A 17,479-nucleotide genomic window follows, 5' to 3' on the forward strand; every position below is an offset into this window, starting at 1 on the left:
TACGGAAAGGAAGAGGAAAGCTTTAAGTCAAACACTTTAATAAATATAAATATGAAAAAAATACACTTGTTGTTAGCACTAGCTATAGCCTCCCTTGGCGTAAACGCACAATCTGGTAAAGAGCCTTTTATTACAAAATCTCTTGGTAACCAGGCATTGAAAAATGTACGCGCTGAAACTTCAGGCGGCTCTATCAGCCTAACAGGTAATAGTTCTGATCCAAGAATTGAAGTATATGTACATGCCGGCAATAGCAATGATAAGCTCAGTAAAGAAGAACTTCAGCAAAGGCTTAATGAAAATTATACGCTTGACATTGATATAAAAAATAATGAACTGGTTGCTGTGGCAAAACAAAAAAACAAGATCACCAACTGGAAAAAAGGATTAAGTATATCCTTTAAAATTTATACCGGCAATAAAATTGACAGCAAACTTTCTACAAGCGGAGGAAGCATTGCTATAGAAAATGTTACAGGCACACAGGATTTTGCTACAAGTGGCGGCAGCCTGCAGGTAAGTACCGTAAGCGGAAATATATACGGAAAAACATCGGGTGGAAGTATTTCACTGAAAAATGCCGAAGGAAATATAGATATGTCAACCAGTGGCGGAAGCATTACGGCCGCAGATTCAAAAGGTACACTTACACTCCATACTTCAGGAGGATCAGTACGGTTTCAAAATCTTGATGGAAAAATAAATATCGGAACAAGCGGCGGCTCACTGAACGGTGATAATATACAGGGGGATTTACTTGCGAAAACTTCCGGCGGCAGCATTGATCTTAAACAATTGTCGTGCAGCTTTGAAACAGCCACCAGCGGCGGTAATATCAATGTAGAAATAAAAGCGTTTGGCAAATATGCCAAGATAGAAAATTCAGGTGGCAATATTACTTTAAATATGCCCGGTGATAAAGGTGTTGATCTTGATTTGCACGGTAATAAAATTTCAACAGACAGGATAAATAATTTCAGCGGAAAACAGGATAGTGATAAAATGGTAGGCACATTAAACGGAGGTGGGATACCGGTAAATGTAAGCGCCGGTAGCGGAAGAATATCTCTTTACCTGAAATAATATTTTCCAAGATAATATCCAGTCTCATTTATGCTAAAGAATTATTTCAAAATTGCGGTAAGACATCTTACAAAACACAAGCTGTTTTCCATCATTAATATTTTATGCCTGGGCATAGGCATTACATTCGCCATGCTTATTGGTGAATATATCCTTCATGAAAAGCAGGTAAATATTGATATCCGCAATGTTGAGCAGCAATATATTATTAAGAGCAACTGGAAGGTAAAAGAGATGGGGTTGGATATTACTACATTGGGACCATTAGCGCAAACGCTGCGAAAGGAATATCCCGGCCTTGTTGCTGATTATTACAGGTATAACCCGGTTACCAATGTGGTTTCAGCAGGAGATAATTACTTTAAAGAAAATATAGCTATTGGTGATACCAGTTTCGTGAACATGTATGGATTGGCATTATTATATGGCAATCCACAGCAGCCTTTCACCAATAACAGTTCGGCTATAATTACAGAATCCTTTGCACTGAAACTCTTTGGACGGAAAGATGCTGTTGGACAAATACTCAGCGTACAGGGCGTTAATAATGAAAAGCAGGTTTATACTGTTTCCGCAGTCTTAAAAAATAAGCCCTATAATTCAGTACTTGATATTCTGGGTGATGAATATAGTGTTTTCGTGCCAACCGTTGGAAACCGGTATTATCCCGGCGGTGATCCGGCAGATAATTGGGCGCAGATATACGAAATAGGCGCGATTGAATTACAAAAAGGCGTGCAGCCAAAAGATCTTACTGAGCCAATAAAACAAGTGCTTGCCAAATATGCTTCTGCAGACATTAATAAAACTCTCACGGTAGAACTCGCTGCTGTAAAAGATTATTACATAAAATCAAATAATGGCGCGGTTCAGAAAATGATATTCACACTATCACTGGTGGTAATATTTATTATAGCGATGGCAGTGATCAACTTCATTAATATTAATATCGGCACCTCTTCATACCGCATTAAGGAGATAGGGCTGAGGAAAGTATTTGGCGGGGAGAGAAAGCAACTGATCATACAACATCTCACAGAATCATTATTACTTACTTTCCTGTCCGCTTTATTCTCTTTCATATTATATGAATTGTTGCGCCCATATTTTTCATCCATGCTAAATACACCTTTATCGCCGGTATGGAAATTTGACAATTACAGAATATTATTGTTAACAACACTGGTTATTATCGTAGGCTTTATTGCCGGCATATATCCTGCATTTGTTCTTAGCGCTGCTGATACCATAAATGCAGTTAAAGGCAAGATAGACGCTGCAAAGGGTGGACTTACTTTACGCAAAGCCTTGCTTATTGTTCAGTTCACACTGGCTATTGTAATATTCATCAGTGCGTTAAATGTATCTGACCAGGTTACTTATTTTTTCAAAAAAGACCTGGGATATAATAAAGAGCAGTTGCTGGTAGCCACTGCTTTTCCAAAGCAATGGGATTCTGCAGGCGTAGCTAAAATGGAAACCATAAGAAATGGATTACTTACTTTGAAAGGTGTGCATGATGCGAGTATTGCATTTGAAATACCTGATAGAAAACCACCAAATACAATAGGCATGATGCCGGTTGGCGCATCTTCAGGTCAGCCGTATTTTATAGCCACAACTTCGGCTGACGAACATTATGCTAAAACATTCGGATTGCAGCTTTTATCCGGAAATTTTTTTAACGATGGCAAGAATGGGCATATACCTGCACAAATTGTATTGAACGAATCTGCCGCCAAAGCACTGGGAATTGATATATTAAAAGCGCCGGGGCAGCAGGTAAAAGTTCTTTCATTTAACAATGCCATATTCACCGTAGCAGGTGTGGTAAAGGATTTTAACTACTCAAGCCTTCATGAAAAAATTGACCCGCTGGCTTTTATGCATACAAAAGATATGCTGTCGTATCGTTTTCTTACTATTAAGCTCAACTCCTCTGATATACATAAAACAATTGACGACATAAAAGAAAAATGGGCAGCATTGTCTCCCGGCGCCCCTTTCGAATATTTTTTTATGGACGAAAAATTTCAGAAGCTGTATCAATCTGAATTGCAGTTAAAAAAAGCAACACAAACAGCAACCGTACTTAACCTCATCATTGTATTTATGGGCATTTTTGGCGTTGTGGCCTTTACGCTAGTTAAGAGAAATAAAGAGATAGCTGTACGAAAGGTTCTCGGTGCTTCGGTCAAAAATATAATAACGCTTTTTCTTAAAGATTACGCATGGCTCATATTAATTGCAAATATTATAGCATGGCCACTGGCGTATTATGCTACCAATTACTGGCTGCAGAATTTCGCATATCGTATGCCACAGCATATAGACACCTATTTGTTTGTAATGCTGTTTGTATTTGGCGGGGCGTTTACATTTATTATAATGCAATGTTTAAAAACCGCTCAGGCTAACCCGGTGAAGGCACTTCGGACGGAGTAGTCCCTCACCCCCGACCCCTCTCCACGGAGTGGAGAGGGGTGCCTAAGTTCAGAGCATGCTGATGGAATGCGAGGTGGGGAGGCTGAGAATGTTTGGAGAGTGTGGAAATATGAGCATATGAAAATGTGCAAATTGGGAAACATTTGCCCGGATATATTTTGTAGATGATGTGGAAGAACAAAAAATTTGGGATTATTCTGCTGCACCGCTCCCTCTCCGTTGCACGGAGAGGGGGAAGGAGGGTGAGGCTTTAACATTAATTAACCTACACTAAACCCATTTAAACAGGCTTTTCATCTGCAAATTGTATTAGTTTCGCAGTTGATGAGAAAGTTATATTTACCATTACTTATTAGTATTGCCTGTTTGTTTGCCTGCTCTCAAAAAAAAGAAGAGAAGCCCGCAACAACCCAACCCGCCCCATCCAGAAATCGCCCTGTACAAGCCGATGCATATGTTGTAAAAGCACGCCCTATCAGTGAAGATATACAGGTGGCAGGTTCCCTTGCACCTGCAGAAGGAACTGATATCCGTCCGGAAATATCAGGACGTGTTGTAAGCATTAATTTCCAGGAAGGCAGTTTTGTAAGAAGGGGTACCTTACTTGTTAAACTTTTTGATGATGACCTGCAGGCGCAGTTAAAAAAACTGGAAGTGCAGTTAGCCATTAATGAAAAAACGCTTGAACGTTATAATGAGTTATTGAAAATTCAGGGTATCAGCCAGCAGGAGGTAGACCTGAGCCAGTTGCAGGTAAACAATAATAAAGCTGATATACAATTGGTAAAGGTCAACATCGGTAAAACTGAAATAAGAGCTCCTTATGATGGAAGAATAGGTTTAAGGAACGTGAGCCTGGGAGCCTATGTTTCACCTACTGATATTATCGCTACCATACGCCAGGTAAATCAACTGAAACTGGAATTTACCGTTCCTGAAAAATACAGTAATCTTTTTAAGCCCGGCAAGCAAATATCGTTTAGCATTGATGGCGTTGAAAAAAAATTTTCATCCACTGTACTTGCAACAGAATATTTTATTGACGCAAATACAAGAAGCCTTACAGTAAAAGGAATAGTAAAAGGCAATGATGCGGCTCTGGTGCCTGGCGCTTTTGCAAAGGTTGACCTTGATCTGGATAAAAATGACAATGCGATCATCATTCCTACCCAGGCGGTAATACCTCTTTCGCGGGGCAAGCAGGTAATAGTATACAAAGGAGGAGCGCCCAGTTTTGTGCAGGTAACCACCGGTATCAGGGATTCAGCTTATGTGCAGGTGCTCACTGGCGTTAGTTTAGGGGATACCGTGCTTATCAGCGGATTAATGGCTGTTAAACCAAATTCCCAGGTACAACTCAGTAAAGTAAAATAATGAATATTTCGGAATTGAGTTTGAGAAGGCCGGTACTGGCTACCGTTTCAAGCATTTTAATTGTAGTGTTTGGAATAATAGGTTTTACATTCCTGGGGGTAAGAGACTATCCTGCCATTGATCCTCCCATCATTAATGTGCGCACCAGCTATGCGGGCGCCAATGCTGATATTATTGAATCGCAGATAACCGAGCCGCTGGAGAAATCTATCAATGGCGTACCAGGTATTAAGAACCTTACCTCTTCAAGCAGCCAGGGCACCAGCAATATTACCGTAGAATTTGATTTGGGTGTTGATCTTGAAACTGCGGCCAATGATGTTCGCGACAAAGCATCTCAGGCACAACGAAATTTGCCAAAAGATCTTGATGCGCCCCCCGTGGTTACTAAAGCTGATGCCAGCTCAGATGCCATTATTTCCATGACGGTTCAAAGCAATACCCGGAACCAGTTGCAGATAACAGAATATGCCACAAATGTGCTGCAGGAAAGGTTACAGACTATACCAGGGGTAAGTGGCTTACAAATATGGGGAGAAAAGAAATACGCGATGCGTATATGGTTTGACCCATCCAAACTAAATTCATACGGGCTTACATTCAACGATGTACAAACGGCACTCAACAGGGAAAACATAGAATTACCCTCAGGTAAAATAGCCGGAGACAATACTGAACTCACCGTACGAACTTTTGGCAGACTTACAACAGAAGAAGAATTTAATAATATTATTATAAGAAGCACCGGTACCAGCATAGTACGTTTAAAAGACGTTGGCGAAGCGGTGCTCGGCCCCGAGAATGAAGAAACCGTATTAAAGCTGAATGGAGTGCCGATGATTGCGCTGGCCCTGATACCTCAACCCGGGTCTAATTATGTTGCCATTGCAGATGAATTTTACAAACGGTTTGAGCAACTCAAAAAAGAAATCCCCGATGATATCAAACTGGATATAGCGCTGGATCAAACCGTATTTATCAAGCGTTCAATTACTGAGGTAGAAGAAACCCTGATCATTGCCGTTGTACTGGTTATACTCATCATTTATCTGTTCTTCCGCGACTGGATTATAGCAATACGTCCATTAATAGATATCCCGGTTTCGCTGATTGCCGCTTTTTTCATAATGTACCTGTCAGGGTTTACGATAAATGTACTTAGCCTGTTAGGTATTGTACTTGCTACAGGGCTTGTGGTGGATGACGGTATAGTAGTAACGGAAAACATCTATAAAAAGATGGAACAGGGCATGAACAAATGGCAGGCAGCGCTTCAAGGCTCAAAAGAAATATACTTCGCGGTAATCGCCACTTCTATCACCCTGGCAGTAATATTTTTACCCATCATCTTTTTACAGGGCTTTGTGGGAAGGCTTTTCCGTGAGTTTGGTATAGTAGTAGCAGGCGCAGTATTGGTTTCAGCTTTTGTATCGCTTACTATTACACCGGTGCTGAATGTAAAAATGACCAAAACCGTTCACAAACATGGATGGTTTTACCGTAAAACAGAACCATTTTTCAGGGGAATGGAAAACGGCTACCACCGTTTGCTCGCAACTTTTATGAAATTTAAATGGCTGGCGCTTGTTGTTATTGCAATTTGCGGTGGTATAATCTGGGGCATAGGCAAAGATCTTAAATCTGAGCTTGCTCCGATGGAAGACAGAAACCAGTTCAGGCTGCAGGTTACTATGCCGGAAGGTTCTTCTTTTGAGTATACAGATCAATTTATAGATAAGCTCACCGGGTTTGTAATGGATTCTGTGCAGGGGTTGAAATCTGCGCTTACAGTAACGGCTCCGGGCTTTTCGGGTGCAGGTTCCGTAAATACAGGTTTTGTTCGCGTGATGCTGGTTGATCCCAATCAGCGCACAAAATCGCAACAACAGATCGTTGATATGGTGAACAGAAATCTGCCTAAATTTTCTGAAGGAAGGGCTTTTGCCATACAGGAGCAAACTATTTCGGTTAATCGCAGAGGAGGTTTGCCTGTGCAGTTTGTGATACAAAATAACAATTTTGACAAGCTCACGGAAATGTTGCCCAAATTTTTGGAAGAGGCTAATAAAAACCCTGTGTTCCAGGGCGTGGATATTGATCTGAAATTTAATAAACCCGAACTATCGGTAACGGTTGACCGCATAAAAGCCAGTGCACTTGGCGTAAGTATTGATGCAGTTTCTGAGGCTTTGCAATTAGCATATAGTAACAGGAGGCTTGGCTATTTTACAAAAGATGGAAAGCAATACCAGGTAATCGGCCAGGTGCCACGCGACGACAGGAATAACCCAACCGATCTCCGCAATATATATGTGCGCAACAGCCGCAATGAAAGTATTTCGCTCGACAATCTTGTATCTATAGAGGAAAGTACTACACCTCCAACTATATATCATTTTAACCGCTATAAATCGGCTACTATTTCCGCAGGACTTGCAGAAGGCAGAACATTGGGAGAAGGTATACAGGCAATGCAGGGTATTGCTGATAAAATGCTTGATGATACTTTTGCCACCTCCCTATCAGGTTCTTCAAGAGATTTTGCAGAAAGCTCTGGTAATACGATGTTCGCTTTTGTGCTTGCATTGCTGCTGATATTTTTGGTGCTTGCCGCGCAATTTGAAAGTTTTATTGATCCTTTCATCATTATGTTTACCGTTCCCCTTGCTATTGCCGGGGCTGTATTATCATTATGGATATTTGGCCAAACACTTAATATATTTTCACAGATAGGTATGATCATGCTGATCGGCCTTGTAACAAAAAATGGTATCCTGATAGTGGAATTTGCCAATCAGAAACAAATTGCCGGATTATCAAAAGGGCAGGCGGTTGTGGAAGCGGCAGTAGCGAGGTTACGCCCAATTTTAATGACAAGCCTTGCCATGGCCCTGGGTGCTTTACCAATTGCGATGTCTATCGGCGCAGCATCAACCAGCCGTATACCTTTGGGTATTGTAATTGTGGGTGGTATTATTTTTTCGCTGGTACTAACATTGTTTGTAATTCCGGCCATGTATAGTTTTCTTTCTGCAAGAAAACATGAAAGCCATATTGACGAATATTTCACGGAAGAAAAAAGAGCATGACCTTTATGAGTGGAAAAAGAATTTTCAGCTTTATTATAGTTTTTGTTTTTTGCACAGGTGTTGCAAGGTCGCAGCAAATGATCACACTGGAAGAAGCAATTGCGGCTACCTTAAAAAACAATTATGATATTTTACTGGCAGAAAATGATTCTGCGGCTGCCGCTATAGACAAGAAATATATTTTCGGAGGCTTTTTGCCGACAGTGAACGGTACGCTCGGGAGAACGCAAACTACATCTGCACAGAAACAGGAATTTGATGGAAGACCTGAGGTAGAAGGCAAAGGCATCAGAGCCAGAAATCTTAGTGCTGCAATTAATTTAAACCTTGTTTTATTTGACGGGTTAAAAATGTTTGCCACCAGAGACAGGATCAATGAGCTATTCGCCCTCGGTCAGATCAACTTAAAAAACCAGGTAATAAATTCAACGGCTGCTGTTATTAACGCTTATTATATCATCGTTCGCCAAAAACAACAATTAAAGGCTATTGATGAGCAAATGTCTATTAACGAAGAAAGAGTAAAATTAGCAGACAGAAAATTATCAGTGGGCTTAGGCACCAAGCCGGAATTATTGCAGGCCAAAGTTGACCTTAATGCTCAAAAAGCGACACGGCTGCAACAACAATCAATTATGGCGCAATCGAAAGAGCAACTCAATCAATTAACAGGTATGCAATTACCTGAGTCGTTTGAAGTTTCGGATAGTATTCCCATAAAAGACGATATGACCATTGAAAACATCCAGAATAATATTCAATCTACCAGCCCGGCAATTTTACTGGCACTTAAAAACGTTGATATTTCCAGGATAATGCTTAAAGAAGTAAAGGCTACACGCTGGCCTATTATTTCTTTTGGATCCGCATACAATTTCACGCAAAACAATAACTACAATAACATAAACCCTTATGCTGCTATTTTCAGCAGTAACAAAGGTTTTAATTTTGGTTTTACAGCTTCTGTGCCTATACTTAATTACATGAATGTTAACCGCAACATCAAACAGGCACAACTGGATGTTACCTACCAGGAAATAGCATTAAAACAACAAAAAAACGCAGTTGATGTGCTGGTTAAAGCAGGCTTTTACAATTATCAATACCAGGTAAGTTTATTAAAGCTGGAAGAAGAAAACATTCAACTCGCCAAAGAAAATGTTTCCATCGCACTCGAACGTTTTAAGCTCGGGGTATCTACCTTTCTCGAATTACGCGAAGCGCAAAAAAGCCTTGAAGATGCTTATGACCGCCTGATTGCCGCACGCTACAATACCAAGCTTTCTGAAACAGAACTATTACGGCTTAAAGGTGAATTGGTAAAATAAAAAAGATATAGCAAAGGACTGCCATAAACTAGCCTAAACAGGAGACTGCTCATTTCCATAGAAAATCTCCTCTAAAAAAACTATATTTAAGAAAAACAGCGCTATGAAAAAATGGTTATTCATTTTTTTACCTGTTGCCCTGGTTTTCACAGTAATCGTACAAAAAAGATATTTCGATAACCATTATATTATTGCAACTGTTCAATCAGATATACCGGGTATAAGTTGCGGACCTGCAAACTACAATGTGATACTCCCTGACGAAAATGGCAAATACATCACGCTTCTTCCGGGTTGGGGAAATCATTTTTATACAATAACTACCAACAGCGACAGTGCCCAGGTATATTTTGACCAGGGGCTGACAATGTATTACAGCTATCATCCGCGTGAAGCTATGGCTTCCTTTAAAGAGGCAGCCAGGTTTGACAGCAGTTGCGCCATGGCTTACTGGGGACAGGCTTTGGCCAAAGGGCCACCTTACAATTTTGGTCACCAGTATATAATGGATAAAAACATTTTCGGCATTATCAGCCTCATGAATAAATATGTTTCAACGGCTTCAGCCAGGGAAAAAGACCTGGTAGCCGCGATGAACAGGCGCTACGATAAATCTGACATTGATGATAAAGATAGAAAAGCACATAATATTGCTTATGCTGCCGCATTAAAACAATTGATCAGCCGCTACAACGATGATAATGATATAAAAGCTTTATATACCGATGCAATGATGCTGATCCATCCATGGGATTTTTGGTACAATAACGGCGAACCTAAACCCTGGACTATGGAACTTATTCAATATACCAGGAACATAATGAATGACGATCCGCATCATCCCGCTGCACTGCATTATTTCATTCATCTTACAGAAGCTTCACATCAGCCCGGCGTGGCATTGCAAAATGCTGATTCACTAAAAAAACTATTCCCGTCAGTTGCACATATGGTTCATATGGCAAGCCATGAATATGAACGAAGCGGGTATTATATGGAAGGAGTGGATGTAAATCAAAAAGCTGACAGCAGTGTTGTACAATATAGTAATCTTACAAAGGGATTAATTCAATCTGTACATGTTCCCCATTATGATGCGGTAAGCGCTTATTGTGCGCTGAGTGGCGGAATGTATACCATAGCAATGGAAAAAGCAATGGAGTGCCGCAGCCATGTAAATCCTGATGCACGAAATACCTACCAGCAATACCTTTATATGTTCCCGTATTTTCCAATGGTACGATCAGGAAAATGGCAAAACATCCTGAGTGACAGTACATATATTGCCAATGATTGGACCTATGCAAAAATTATCAGGGATTTTGCAAGAGGAATGGCTTACGCAAGATCAAAAAATATTCCTGATGCTGTTAAATGCCTTGAACAGCTAAAGCATGAAAAAAATGATACCATACTTCGTATTCCATTCACTCCATATATGAGCAGTCCTTTTGAATGTGCCTCAATTGCTGAACATATTCTGGCAGCAGCAATATTTTCTGAACAAAAAAAATACCCGGCGGCAATAAAAGCATTAGAGCTGGCGATAAAGGCAGAAGATGGTTTATTGTATACTGAACCTAAAATATGGATGCTTCCTGCCCGGCAGTATCTTGGTGCATTGTTATTGCAAATACAGCAACCGGCTAAAGCAGAAAAAATTTACAGGGACGATATCAGGCGCAATCCTGGCAATGGATGGTCGCGGCTCGGGCTTTACCAATCTTTACAACAACAGCAAAAAACAACAGAACTATTTTCTGCAAAACAGGGATATACTCAATCGTTTGCACATGCTGATGCCGTTCCCGCAGCATCAGTATATTAATATAGCGCCATGTGTTAATACTTCTTCTGTTTAATCTATAAGGTCCAGATACAGGACGCATATTCCCGAATAAAATTTTATATTGCGTTTCACCTAAAAATAATTGTAAGCCATGAGCAATCAGAAGAGAAGAACTTTTCTTAAACTTTCGGGAATGGCAGTAACCGCCAGTGCCCTGCCATTTAACATTATCCAGGCAAAAGCTATTTCAAAAAATATAAATGCCGATACTTTAAAAGTAGGTTTAATTGGCTGTGGAGGCAGGGGATCCGGCGCTGCAAACCAGGCATTAAATGCCGACCCGAATGTTGTGCTTCATGCAATGGCTGACCTTTTTCCGGACAGGATGCAAAAATCTTTAACCAATCTTAAAGAAATACATGGCGATAAAGCTAATGTAAGCCCCGAGCATCAGTACATTGGTTTTGATGCCTATAAAAAAGTGCTGGATTCTGGTGTTGATGTAGTGATACTTGCCACTACGCCTGCGTTTCGCCCTTTGCATCTTGAAGCTGCTGTTGAAGCAGGTAAACATATTTTTTGTGAAAAGCCTGTAGCAGTTGATGCCGCGGGAATAAAAAGAGTACTGGAAGCCGCCAAAAAAGCCAAAGCCAAAAATATAAGTATTGTTTCCGGTTTTTGCTGGCGTTTTCATGAGCCCAAAAGAGCCGCATTCGGAAAAATTAATGATGGAGCAATCGGCGATGTACTGACTGTATACAATACGTATAACACCGGAGATACATACCGCACATATCAATTTGAAGCTCCCAGGTTAGATAATGCTGAGTGGCAGTTACGCAACTGGCCACTGTTCAACTGGCTGTCTGGCGATCATATAGTAGAACAGGCTGTACACAGTATAGATATGATGAGTTGGGCTTTTGGTAACCAGTTACCCATAAGTGCAGTAGGCACAGGGGGAAGACAGGTAAGAATAGGTGAAAAGAACGGTAATATTTTTGATCACTTTGCAATAACATATGAATTTGCCAATGGAGCCAAAGGCTTTCATATGTCGCGCCAGCAGGAGGGATGCGAGAGAAGTTATGCGGTAGAATCATGGGGAACAAAAGGCAGAGCCCTGGTTGATTGTGCGGCTAATATTCACCGGATAGACACAGGCAAAAAACAATGGACTTACAATGGCCAGAATAATGATATGTACCAGACAGAACACAACGAACTGTTTGCGGCTATACGTAAGGGTAATACCATTAGCCAGGGAGAAGATGTAGCATTAAGCTCCATGATTGCCATAATGGGAAGAATGGTAGCTTATACCGGCAAAAAAATAACATGGGATGAAGCAATGAACAGCAAAGAAATACTAGGACCATCTACTGACGGCTATACATTTGATCTTGCCATTCCTGTAACAGAAGTAGCTAAACCCGGCATCACTCCATTTAAATAACCTTATGCAAAGAAGAACATTTATCAAAAACAGCAGTCTTATTGCTGCAGGCGCCACTATTGGTTTTCCGGCAACAGCATTGCATCAGGGAAACTCCTTCAAACCAAAAATTAAAAAAAGTTTGAAGATTGAAATGGTCAAGGGCGAAATGTCCATTATGGACAAATTTAAAATGCTGAAAGAGTTGGGTTATGATGGTGTGGAATTCAGCTCACCTCATAATTATGATCATAAAGAAATTTTAGCCGCAAGAGATAGAACAGGATTACTGATACCGGGTGTGGTTAACTCCGAACACTGGAAATCACCCCTCTCCTCTCCGGATCCTGCCGTACGAGACAAATGTTTTAATACCGTTATTCAGTCATTGAACGATTGTAAAATGTATGGCGGCACAACAGTACTGCTGGTTGCGGGTGTGGTGAATGATAAGATAAGTTATGCAGATGCCTATAAGCACACGCAGGAGCAGATCAGAAAGCTGATCCCTCATGCCGAAAAAACAGGAATTAAAATAGCCATTGAAAATGTATGGAATAATTTTTTGATCAGCCCGCTTGAAGCAGCAAGATATGTTGACGAGATAAACCACCCGCTTGTTGGCTGGTATTTTGATATAGGTAATATTTTGAGATACGGCTGGCCGGAGCAGTGGATAGAAATTTTGAACAAGCGCATCATGAAGCTTGATGTAAAAGAATATAGCCGGAAAAAGATGAACGAAGAAGGATTATGGAAAGGATTTGATGTGGAATTAATGGAAGGAGATAATAATTGGCCGGTGATTATTGATGCGCTGCAAAAAATCGGGTATAATGGCTGGGCTTCTGCCGAAGTACCCGGCGGCGGCAAGGATAGATTAAAAGTGGTTATTGACAGGATGAATAAGATATTTGATTAGGGGCTGGGGGCTGTCAGCTATGGGCTATCAGCAGTTTATGTAATTCAAAGGCTTTCCGCATCTGGTGTGGAAAGCCTTTTTATGTATACAAAAACAAGCTGCTTGGCAGCCTTTCTTTTAATTGCCGGTTTTGCTGTTGCAACTGAAGAACCGCTTAAAATTTCCTCATCTCTTAAAACAGTTACCGTTTACCGGAATGGGGCAGAAATGCTGCACAATGCCAGCGCCCAGCTAACACAGGGTTCAACCGAACTTATCATTGAGGGTATCAGCAATACCATAGATATTAACAGCATACAGGTCAATTGCACTGCGGCTGTTACGCTGATGGGCGTTGAATTTTCCAATAATTATATGGTAGCACCAGCCGACAATCAAAGGATCCGGCAATTGAAAGATTCAGCGGAACACATAACTGATGAAATTGAAAAAATAAAGGTACAGGTAACTACGATTAACGAACTTCTTGACGTACTAAAAACCAATAAGGATATTAAAGGCGCTCAAACAGGATTGAGCGTAGCTGAATTAATGAAATTGATGGATTATTATAAAAGCAAATCAAATGAACTGCAGGAAGAACTGAAGCAGCAGCAGGAAAAGCAAAAAAAACGGAGGGACCTTCTCATCAAAATAAACAACCAGGTAGCTGAAGAAGAAAAGAAGAATACCAAAAATGAAGGAAGGATAAGTTTACAACTATCCGTAGCCGTTAGTGGCAAATATGATTTCGTGGTATCTTATATCACTCCCAACGCGTATTGGACTCCCTATTACGATATCCGTATAGACGATATTAAAAGCCCGTTAAAAGTAGTGTACAAATCAAAAATCAGCCAGACAACAGGTATTGACTGGAAAAAGGTAAAACTTTCACTTTCAACTTCCATACCCAACCAGTGGGGTAACGCGCCGGTATTGAATACATGGTTTCTTGCCTATATTAACCCGGTAACTATTTTAGAGCAATCACTCGCAGGAAAAGCTGCGGGTGTAAAGATCCGTGGTATAAATAGTATGAGCAATTTAGATGAAGTGGTGGTGGTTGGTTATGGCACAAACAGCAACACAGACAGAACATTGGAAGAAAAAGCGCCGGTATATATTGTAAACGGTGCAGAGATGACAAAACAGGAATTTTCAAAAATCAATACAATAGCCATTAAAAAGATGGAAGTTTTGAAGGCTGATGCCGCAACTTCCTTATATGGATCAAGAGCTTCCGGAGGAGCTGTAATAATTACTTTAAAAGAAGGCCTGGGAGACTATGTAACCGTAAGCGATAATGAGTTGAATGTGACTTTCGACATAGATATTCCTTTTGATGTACCTACTAATGGTAAAGCGCAAACAGCAGTACTGAAAGAATATGCTGTTGATGCCAATTATAAATTCTATGCTGTTCCCAGGCTTGATAAAGATGCTTACCTGCTGGCAGATATTGCGGAGTGGGAAAAGTTAAACCTTGTACCCGGCGACGCTAATATTATTTTTGAAGGCACGTATGTAGGCAAATCTTTTATTGATCCCAATGCTACGCTTGATACATTAAACCTAACACTTGGCAGAGATAAACGGGTTGTAGTAAAAAAGGAAAAGCTGGCAGACTATAGCAGCGTAAAATTTTTGGGCAGTAATAAGCTTCAAAAGATTACTTATGAAATTACCGTTAAGAACAATAAGAAAGACGCGGTGGAGATTACCCTGAAAGATCAGTACCCTTTATCTACCAATAAAGATATAGAAGCAGCACTCACAGAAGATAGCGGCGCTTCAGTAAACAAAGAAACCGGTGTATTAAGCTGGCAACTTAAACTTGCGCCTGGAGAAACCAGGAAAATACGCTTTGGATACAGTGTTAAATACGCGAAAGACAGGCAGGTTAATCTGAATTAAACCTGCACCACAGGAGTTCAGCGGCCCGCAAATATTTAATACATTCGCAATGTGATTGACAAAAACCTTTACATTATTGCGGGCTGCAACGGAGCAGGAAAAACAACTGCATCTTTTACAATTCTGCCCGAGATGCTGAATTGTAAAGAGTTTGTAAATGCAGACGAAATAGCAAAGGGATTATCGCCGTTTCAGCCTGAAAAAGTTGCATTTGAAGCAGGGAGAATAATGTTGCAAAGAATAGATCAATTGCTTAATAATAATGAGACCTTGCGTTTGAAACAACGCTTTCGACAAGAAGCTATAAAAATAAAATTAACGATGCCAAGAAAAAGGGATACACTGTAACTTTACTTTTCTTTTGGCTACAAAATATTGAATTAGCAGTAGAACGCGTTAAAATGAGAGTTACAGATGGCGGACATAATATTGACCGTGAAGTAATTGAGAGACGATATAAAAGAGGAATTAATAACTTGTTTAGTATATACTGGACTATGGTAGATGGACTAATAATCTTTGATAACTCGAGTGGAACCCCTGAGTGGATTGTTCAAAAATTATTCGATGGATTAACAATTATTATTGATAACAAAAAATTTGACATACTAACACATTATTATGAATCCCATAGATAAACAGAAAGAGCTTCACAATAAAATCTTTTTAGGGTTAAGAAAATCCTTTCAACAATTGATTGAATTCAAAAAGCAAAGAAAATCTGAATTGGTTATATTAAAAGATAATAAAATTGTAAAAGTAAAGCCTGAACAATTTGATTCCTTATCTCATTAATGAAAGAATAAATACCCCACAAATATAGCCGTAATAATCCCTACCATGTCTGCCAGCAGCATAGCCGGAATAGCATAACGGGTATTCTTAACCGAAACAGCGCCGAAATAAACAGCGATCACATAAAAAGTAGTATCGCTTGTTCCCTGGAAAATGCACGACAATCTTCCGATAAAAGAATCAGTACCATAAGTTTCCATGGCTGTTACCATCATACCTCTTGCGCCGGCGCCACTTAAAGGTTTCATTAAAGCGGTAGGCAAGGCTTCAACAAAATCTGTATTCATGCCTGTTAGCCCCAACAGGTACCTCAATCCATCTATAAGATAGGTAAACACCCCGGAATTGCGCAGCACACTAATAGCAATCAACATAGCAATTAAGTATGGAATAATACGGATAGCTACTTCAAAGCCGCCCTTTGCACCATCAACAAAAGCTTCAAACATATTCACTTTTTTGCGTAAGCCACCGAGGAGAAACAATAGAAAGATCAGTAAAATCAACCCGCTGCTTAAAGTATTGGAGAACAATTTCAGGCCTTCCTTATCAAGTGTAGTCAGATACCAGACCAGCAAACCAATCAGCGCAGACAAGCCAAGTATCCAGCCCAGTAATACCGGCTGCAGCAAATTTATTTTTTGTTTGAACGACATGATAGTCAGGGCTGCCAGCGTTGCTACAAACGTTACGATCATGCAGGGCACAAAAATATCTGTTGGGTTAGCTGCCGGAATTTTCATAGAAGCTCTCATAGCAATGATGCTTACCGGTATTAAAGTAAGCCCGCTGGCGTGCAAAGCCATAAACATGATCTGCGCATTACTGGCAGTATCTTTATTAGGATTAAGCTCCTGCAGACTCTGCATCGCTTTTATACCGAATGGAGTTGCGGCATTATCCAATCCTAAAAGATTAGCAGAAAAGTTCATCATCATCTGCCCCGTAGCCGGATGATTCTTAGGGATATCAGGAAATAATTTTGAAAAGAAAGGACTTACAATTCTTGACAAAAAACGGATAGCGCCTGCCTTCTCCCCTATACTCATAAAACCCAGGAATAAAGCCATTACCCCTACCAGCTTAAGCGAAATATCGAAACCATCATTGGCGGCTTTGAAAATACCTTCCACTAAAGCCGGCAATATCTGCTGATCACCTAAAAACGCCCATTTAATAAAGGCAACGGCGAATGCCAGCAGAAAAAATGCCAGCCATATATAAGTCAATGTCATAGTTGAAGTTAATTGCTAAAAGGTAAACGCACAAAATGTTTCCGCATTGTTTTTTAAATCTGTTGTGTAATGTTACCTTTGCCGCCTC

The 17,479-nt window shown here is 40.3% G+C and carries 13 protein-coding genes; 12 read left to right on the forward strand and 1 reads right to left on the reverse strand.

The features are described from left to right. Positions 1-51 precede the first annotated feature (51 nt). The 12 genes from DC498_RS00445 to DC498_RS26035 all read left to right on the forward strand — a co-directional run bounded on the left by DC498_RS00445 (position 52) and on the right by DC498_RS26035 (position 16,156). The gene (locus DC498_RS00445; RefSeq protein WP_116872554.1) at positions 52-1,083 is read left to right on the forward strand and encodes a DUF4097 family beta strand repeat-containing protein; all 1,032 of its coding nucleotides are present in this window, start codon (positions 52-54) and stop codon (positions 1,081-1,083) included. 30 nt (positions 1,084-1,113) lie between these two features. Then, entirely contained in the window at positions 1,114-3,528 is a 2,415-nt protein-coding gene (locus DC498_RS00450) for an ABC transporter permease (RefSeq protein WP_116872155.1), read from the forward strand. Between the two features lie 324 nt (positions 3,529-3,852). Next, positions 3,853-4,902: an efflux RND transporter periplasmic adaptor subunit gene (locus DC498_RS00455; protein ID WP_116872156.1), complete on the forward strand. Its 1,050-nt coding sequence runs from the start codon at positions 3,853-3,855 to the stop codon at positions 4,900-4,902. Continuing rightward, positions 4,902-7,991 (forward strand): efflux RND transporter permease subunit, encoded by a 3,090-nt coding sequence (locus tag DC498_RS00460; protein ID WP_116872157.1) that lies wholly within the window; start codon positions 4,902-4,904, stop codon positions 7,989-7,991. The genes DC498_RS00455 and DC498_RS00460 overlap by 1 nt, the downstream gene beginning before the upstream one ends. 5 nt (positions 7,992-7,996) lie before the next feature. Next, the gene (locus DC498_RS00465; RefSeq protein ID WP_165813703.1) at positions 7,997-9,319 is read left to right on the forward strand and encodes a TolC family protein; all 1,323 of its coding nucleotides are present in this window, start codon (positions 7,997-7,999) and stop codon (positions 9,317-9,319) included. 103 nt (positions 9,320-9,422) lie between these two features. Beyond that, complete coding sequence (locus DC498_RS00470) at positions 9,423-11,147, forward strand: tetratricopeptide repeat protein (protein WP_116872159.1); 1,725 nt, start codon at positions 9,423-9,425, stop codon at positions 11,145-11,147. Positions 11,148-11,259: 112 nt separating this feature from the next. Continuing rightward, positions 11,260-12,564, forward strand: coding sequence for a Gfo/Idh/MocA family protein (locus DC498_RS00475; protein ID WP_116872160.1), 1,305 nt, complete (start codon positions 11,260-11,262; stop codon positions 12,562-12,564). 4 nt (positions 12,565-12,568) lie between these two features. Beyond that, positions 12,569-13,465, forward strand: a complete 897-nt coding sequence (locus tag DC498_RS00480; protein WP_116872161.1) for a sugar phosphate isomerase/epimerase family protein — start codon at positions 12,569-12,571, stop codon at positions 13,463-13,465. A gap of 102 nt (positions 13,466-13,567) precedes the next feature. Further along, the gene (locus DC498_RS00485) at positions 13,568-15,361 is read left to right on the forward strand and encodes a DUF4139 domain-containing protein (RefSeq protein ID WP_165813704.1); all 1,794 of its coding nucleotides are present in this window, start codon (positions 13,568-13,570) and stop codon (positions 15,359-15,361) included. A 132-nt stretch (positions 15,362-15,493) separates the two neighbouring features. Continuing rightward, the gene (locus DC498_RS26345; RefSeq protein WP_206197489.1) at positions 15,494-15,709 is read left to right on the forward strand and encodes a hypothetical protein; all 216 of its coding nucleotides are present in this window, start codon (positions 15,494-15,496) and stop codon (positions 15,707-15,709) included. After that, positions 15,676-15,999 carry a hypothetical protein gene (locus DC498_RS26700; protein ID WP_370443890.1) on the forward strand — a complete coding sequence of 108 codons (324 nt, stop codon included), beginning with the start codon at positions 15,676-15,678 and terminating at the stop codon, positions 15,997-15,999. Before DC498_RS26345 ends, DC498_RS26700 begins: the two co-directional genes overlap by 34 nt. Then, positions 15,983-16,156, forward strand: coding sequence for a hypothetical protein (locus tag DC498_RS26035; RefSeq protein ID WP_165813705.1), 174 nt, complete (start codon positions 15,983-15,985; stop codon positions 16,154-16,156). The genes DC498_RS26700 and DC498_RS26035 overlap by 17 nt, the downstream gene beginning before the upstream one ends. Here DC498_RS26035 and DC498_RS00495 read toward each other — a convergent pair. Further along, positions 16,153-17,391 (reverse strand): nucleoside recognition domain-containing protein, encoded by a 1,239-nt coding sequence (locus tag DC498_RS00495; protein WP_116872163.1) that lies wholly within the window; start codon positions 17,389-17,391, stop codon positions 16,153-16,155. The genes DC498_RS26035 and DC498_RS00495 overlap by 4 nt on opposite strands. Positions 17,392-17,479: the final 88 nt, after the last annotated feature.

The sequence above is a fragment of the Terrimonas sp. genome, from assembly GCF_003075435.1.
In the GTDB taxonomy this organism is placed as follows: Bacteria; Bacteroidota; Bacteroidia; order Chitinophagales; family Chitinophagaceae; genus Agriterribacter.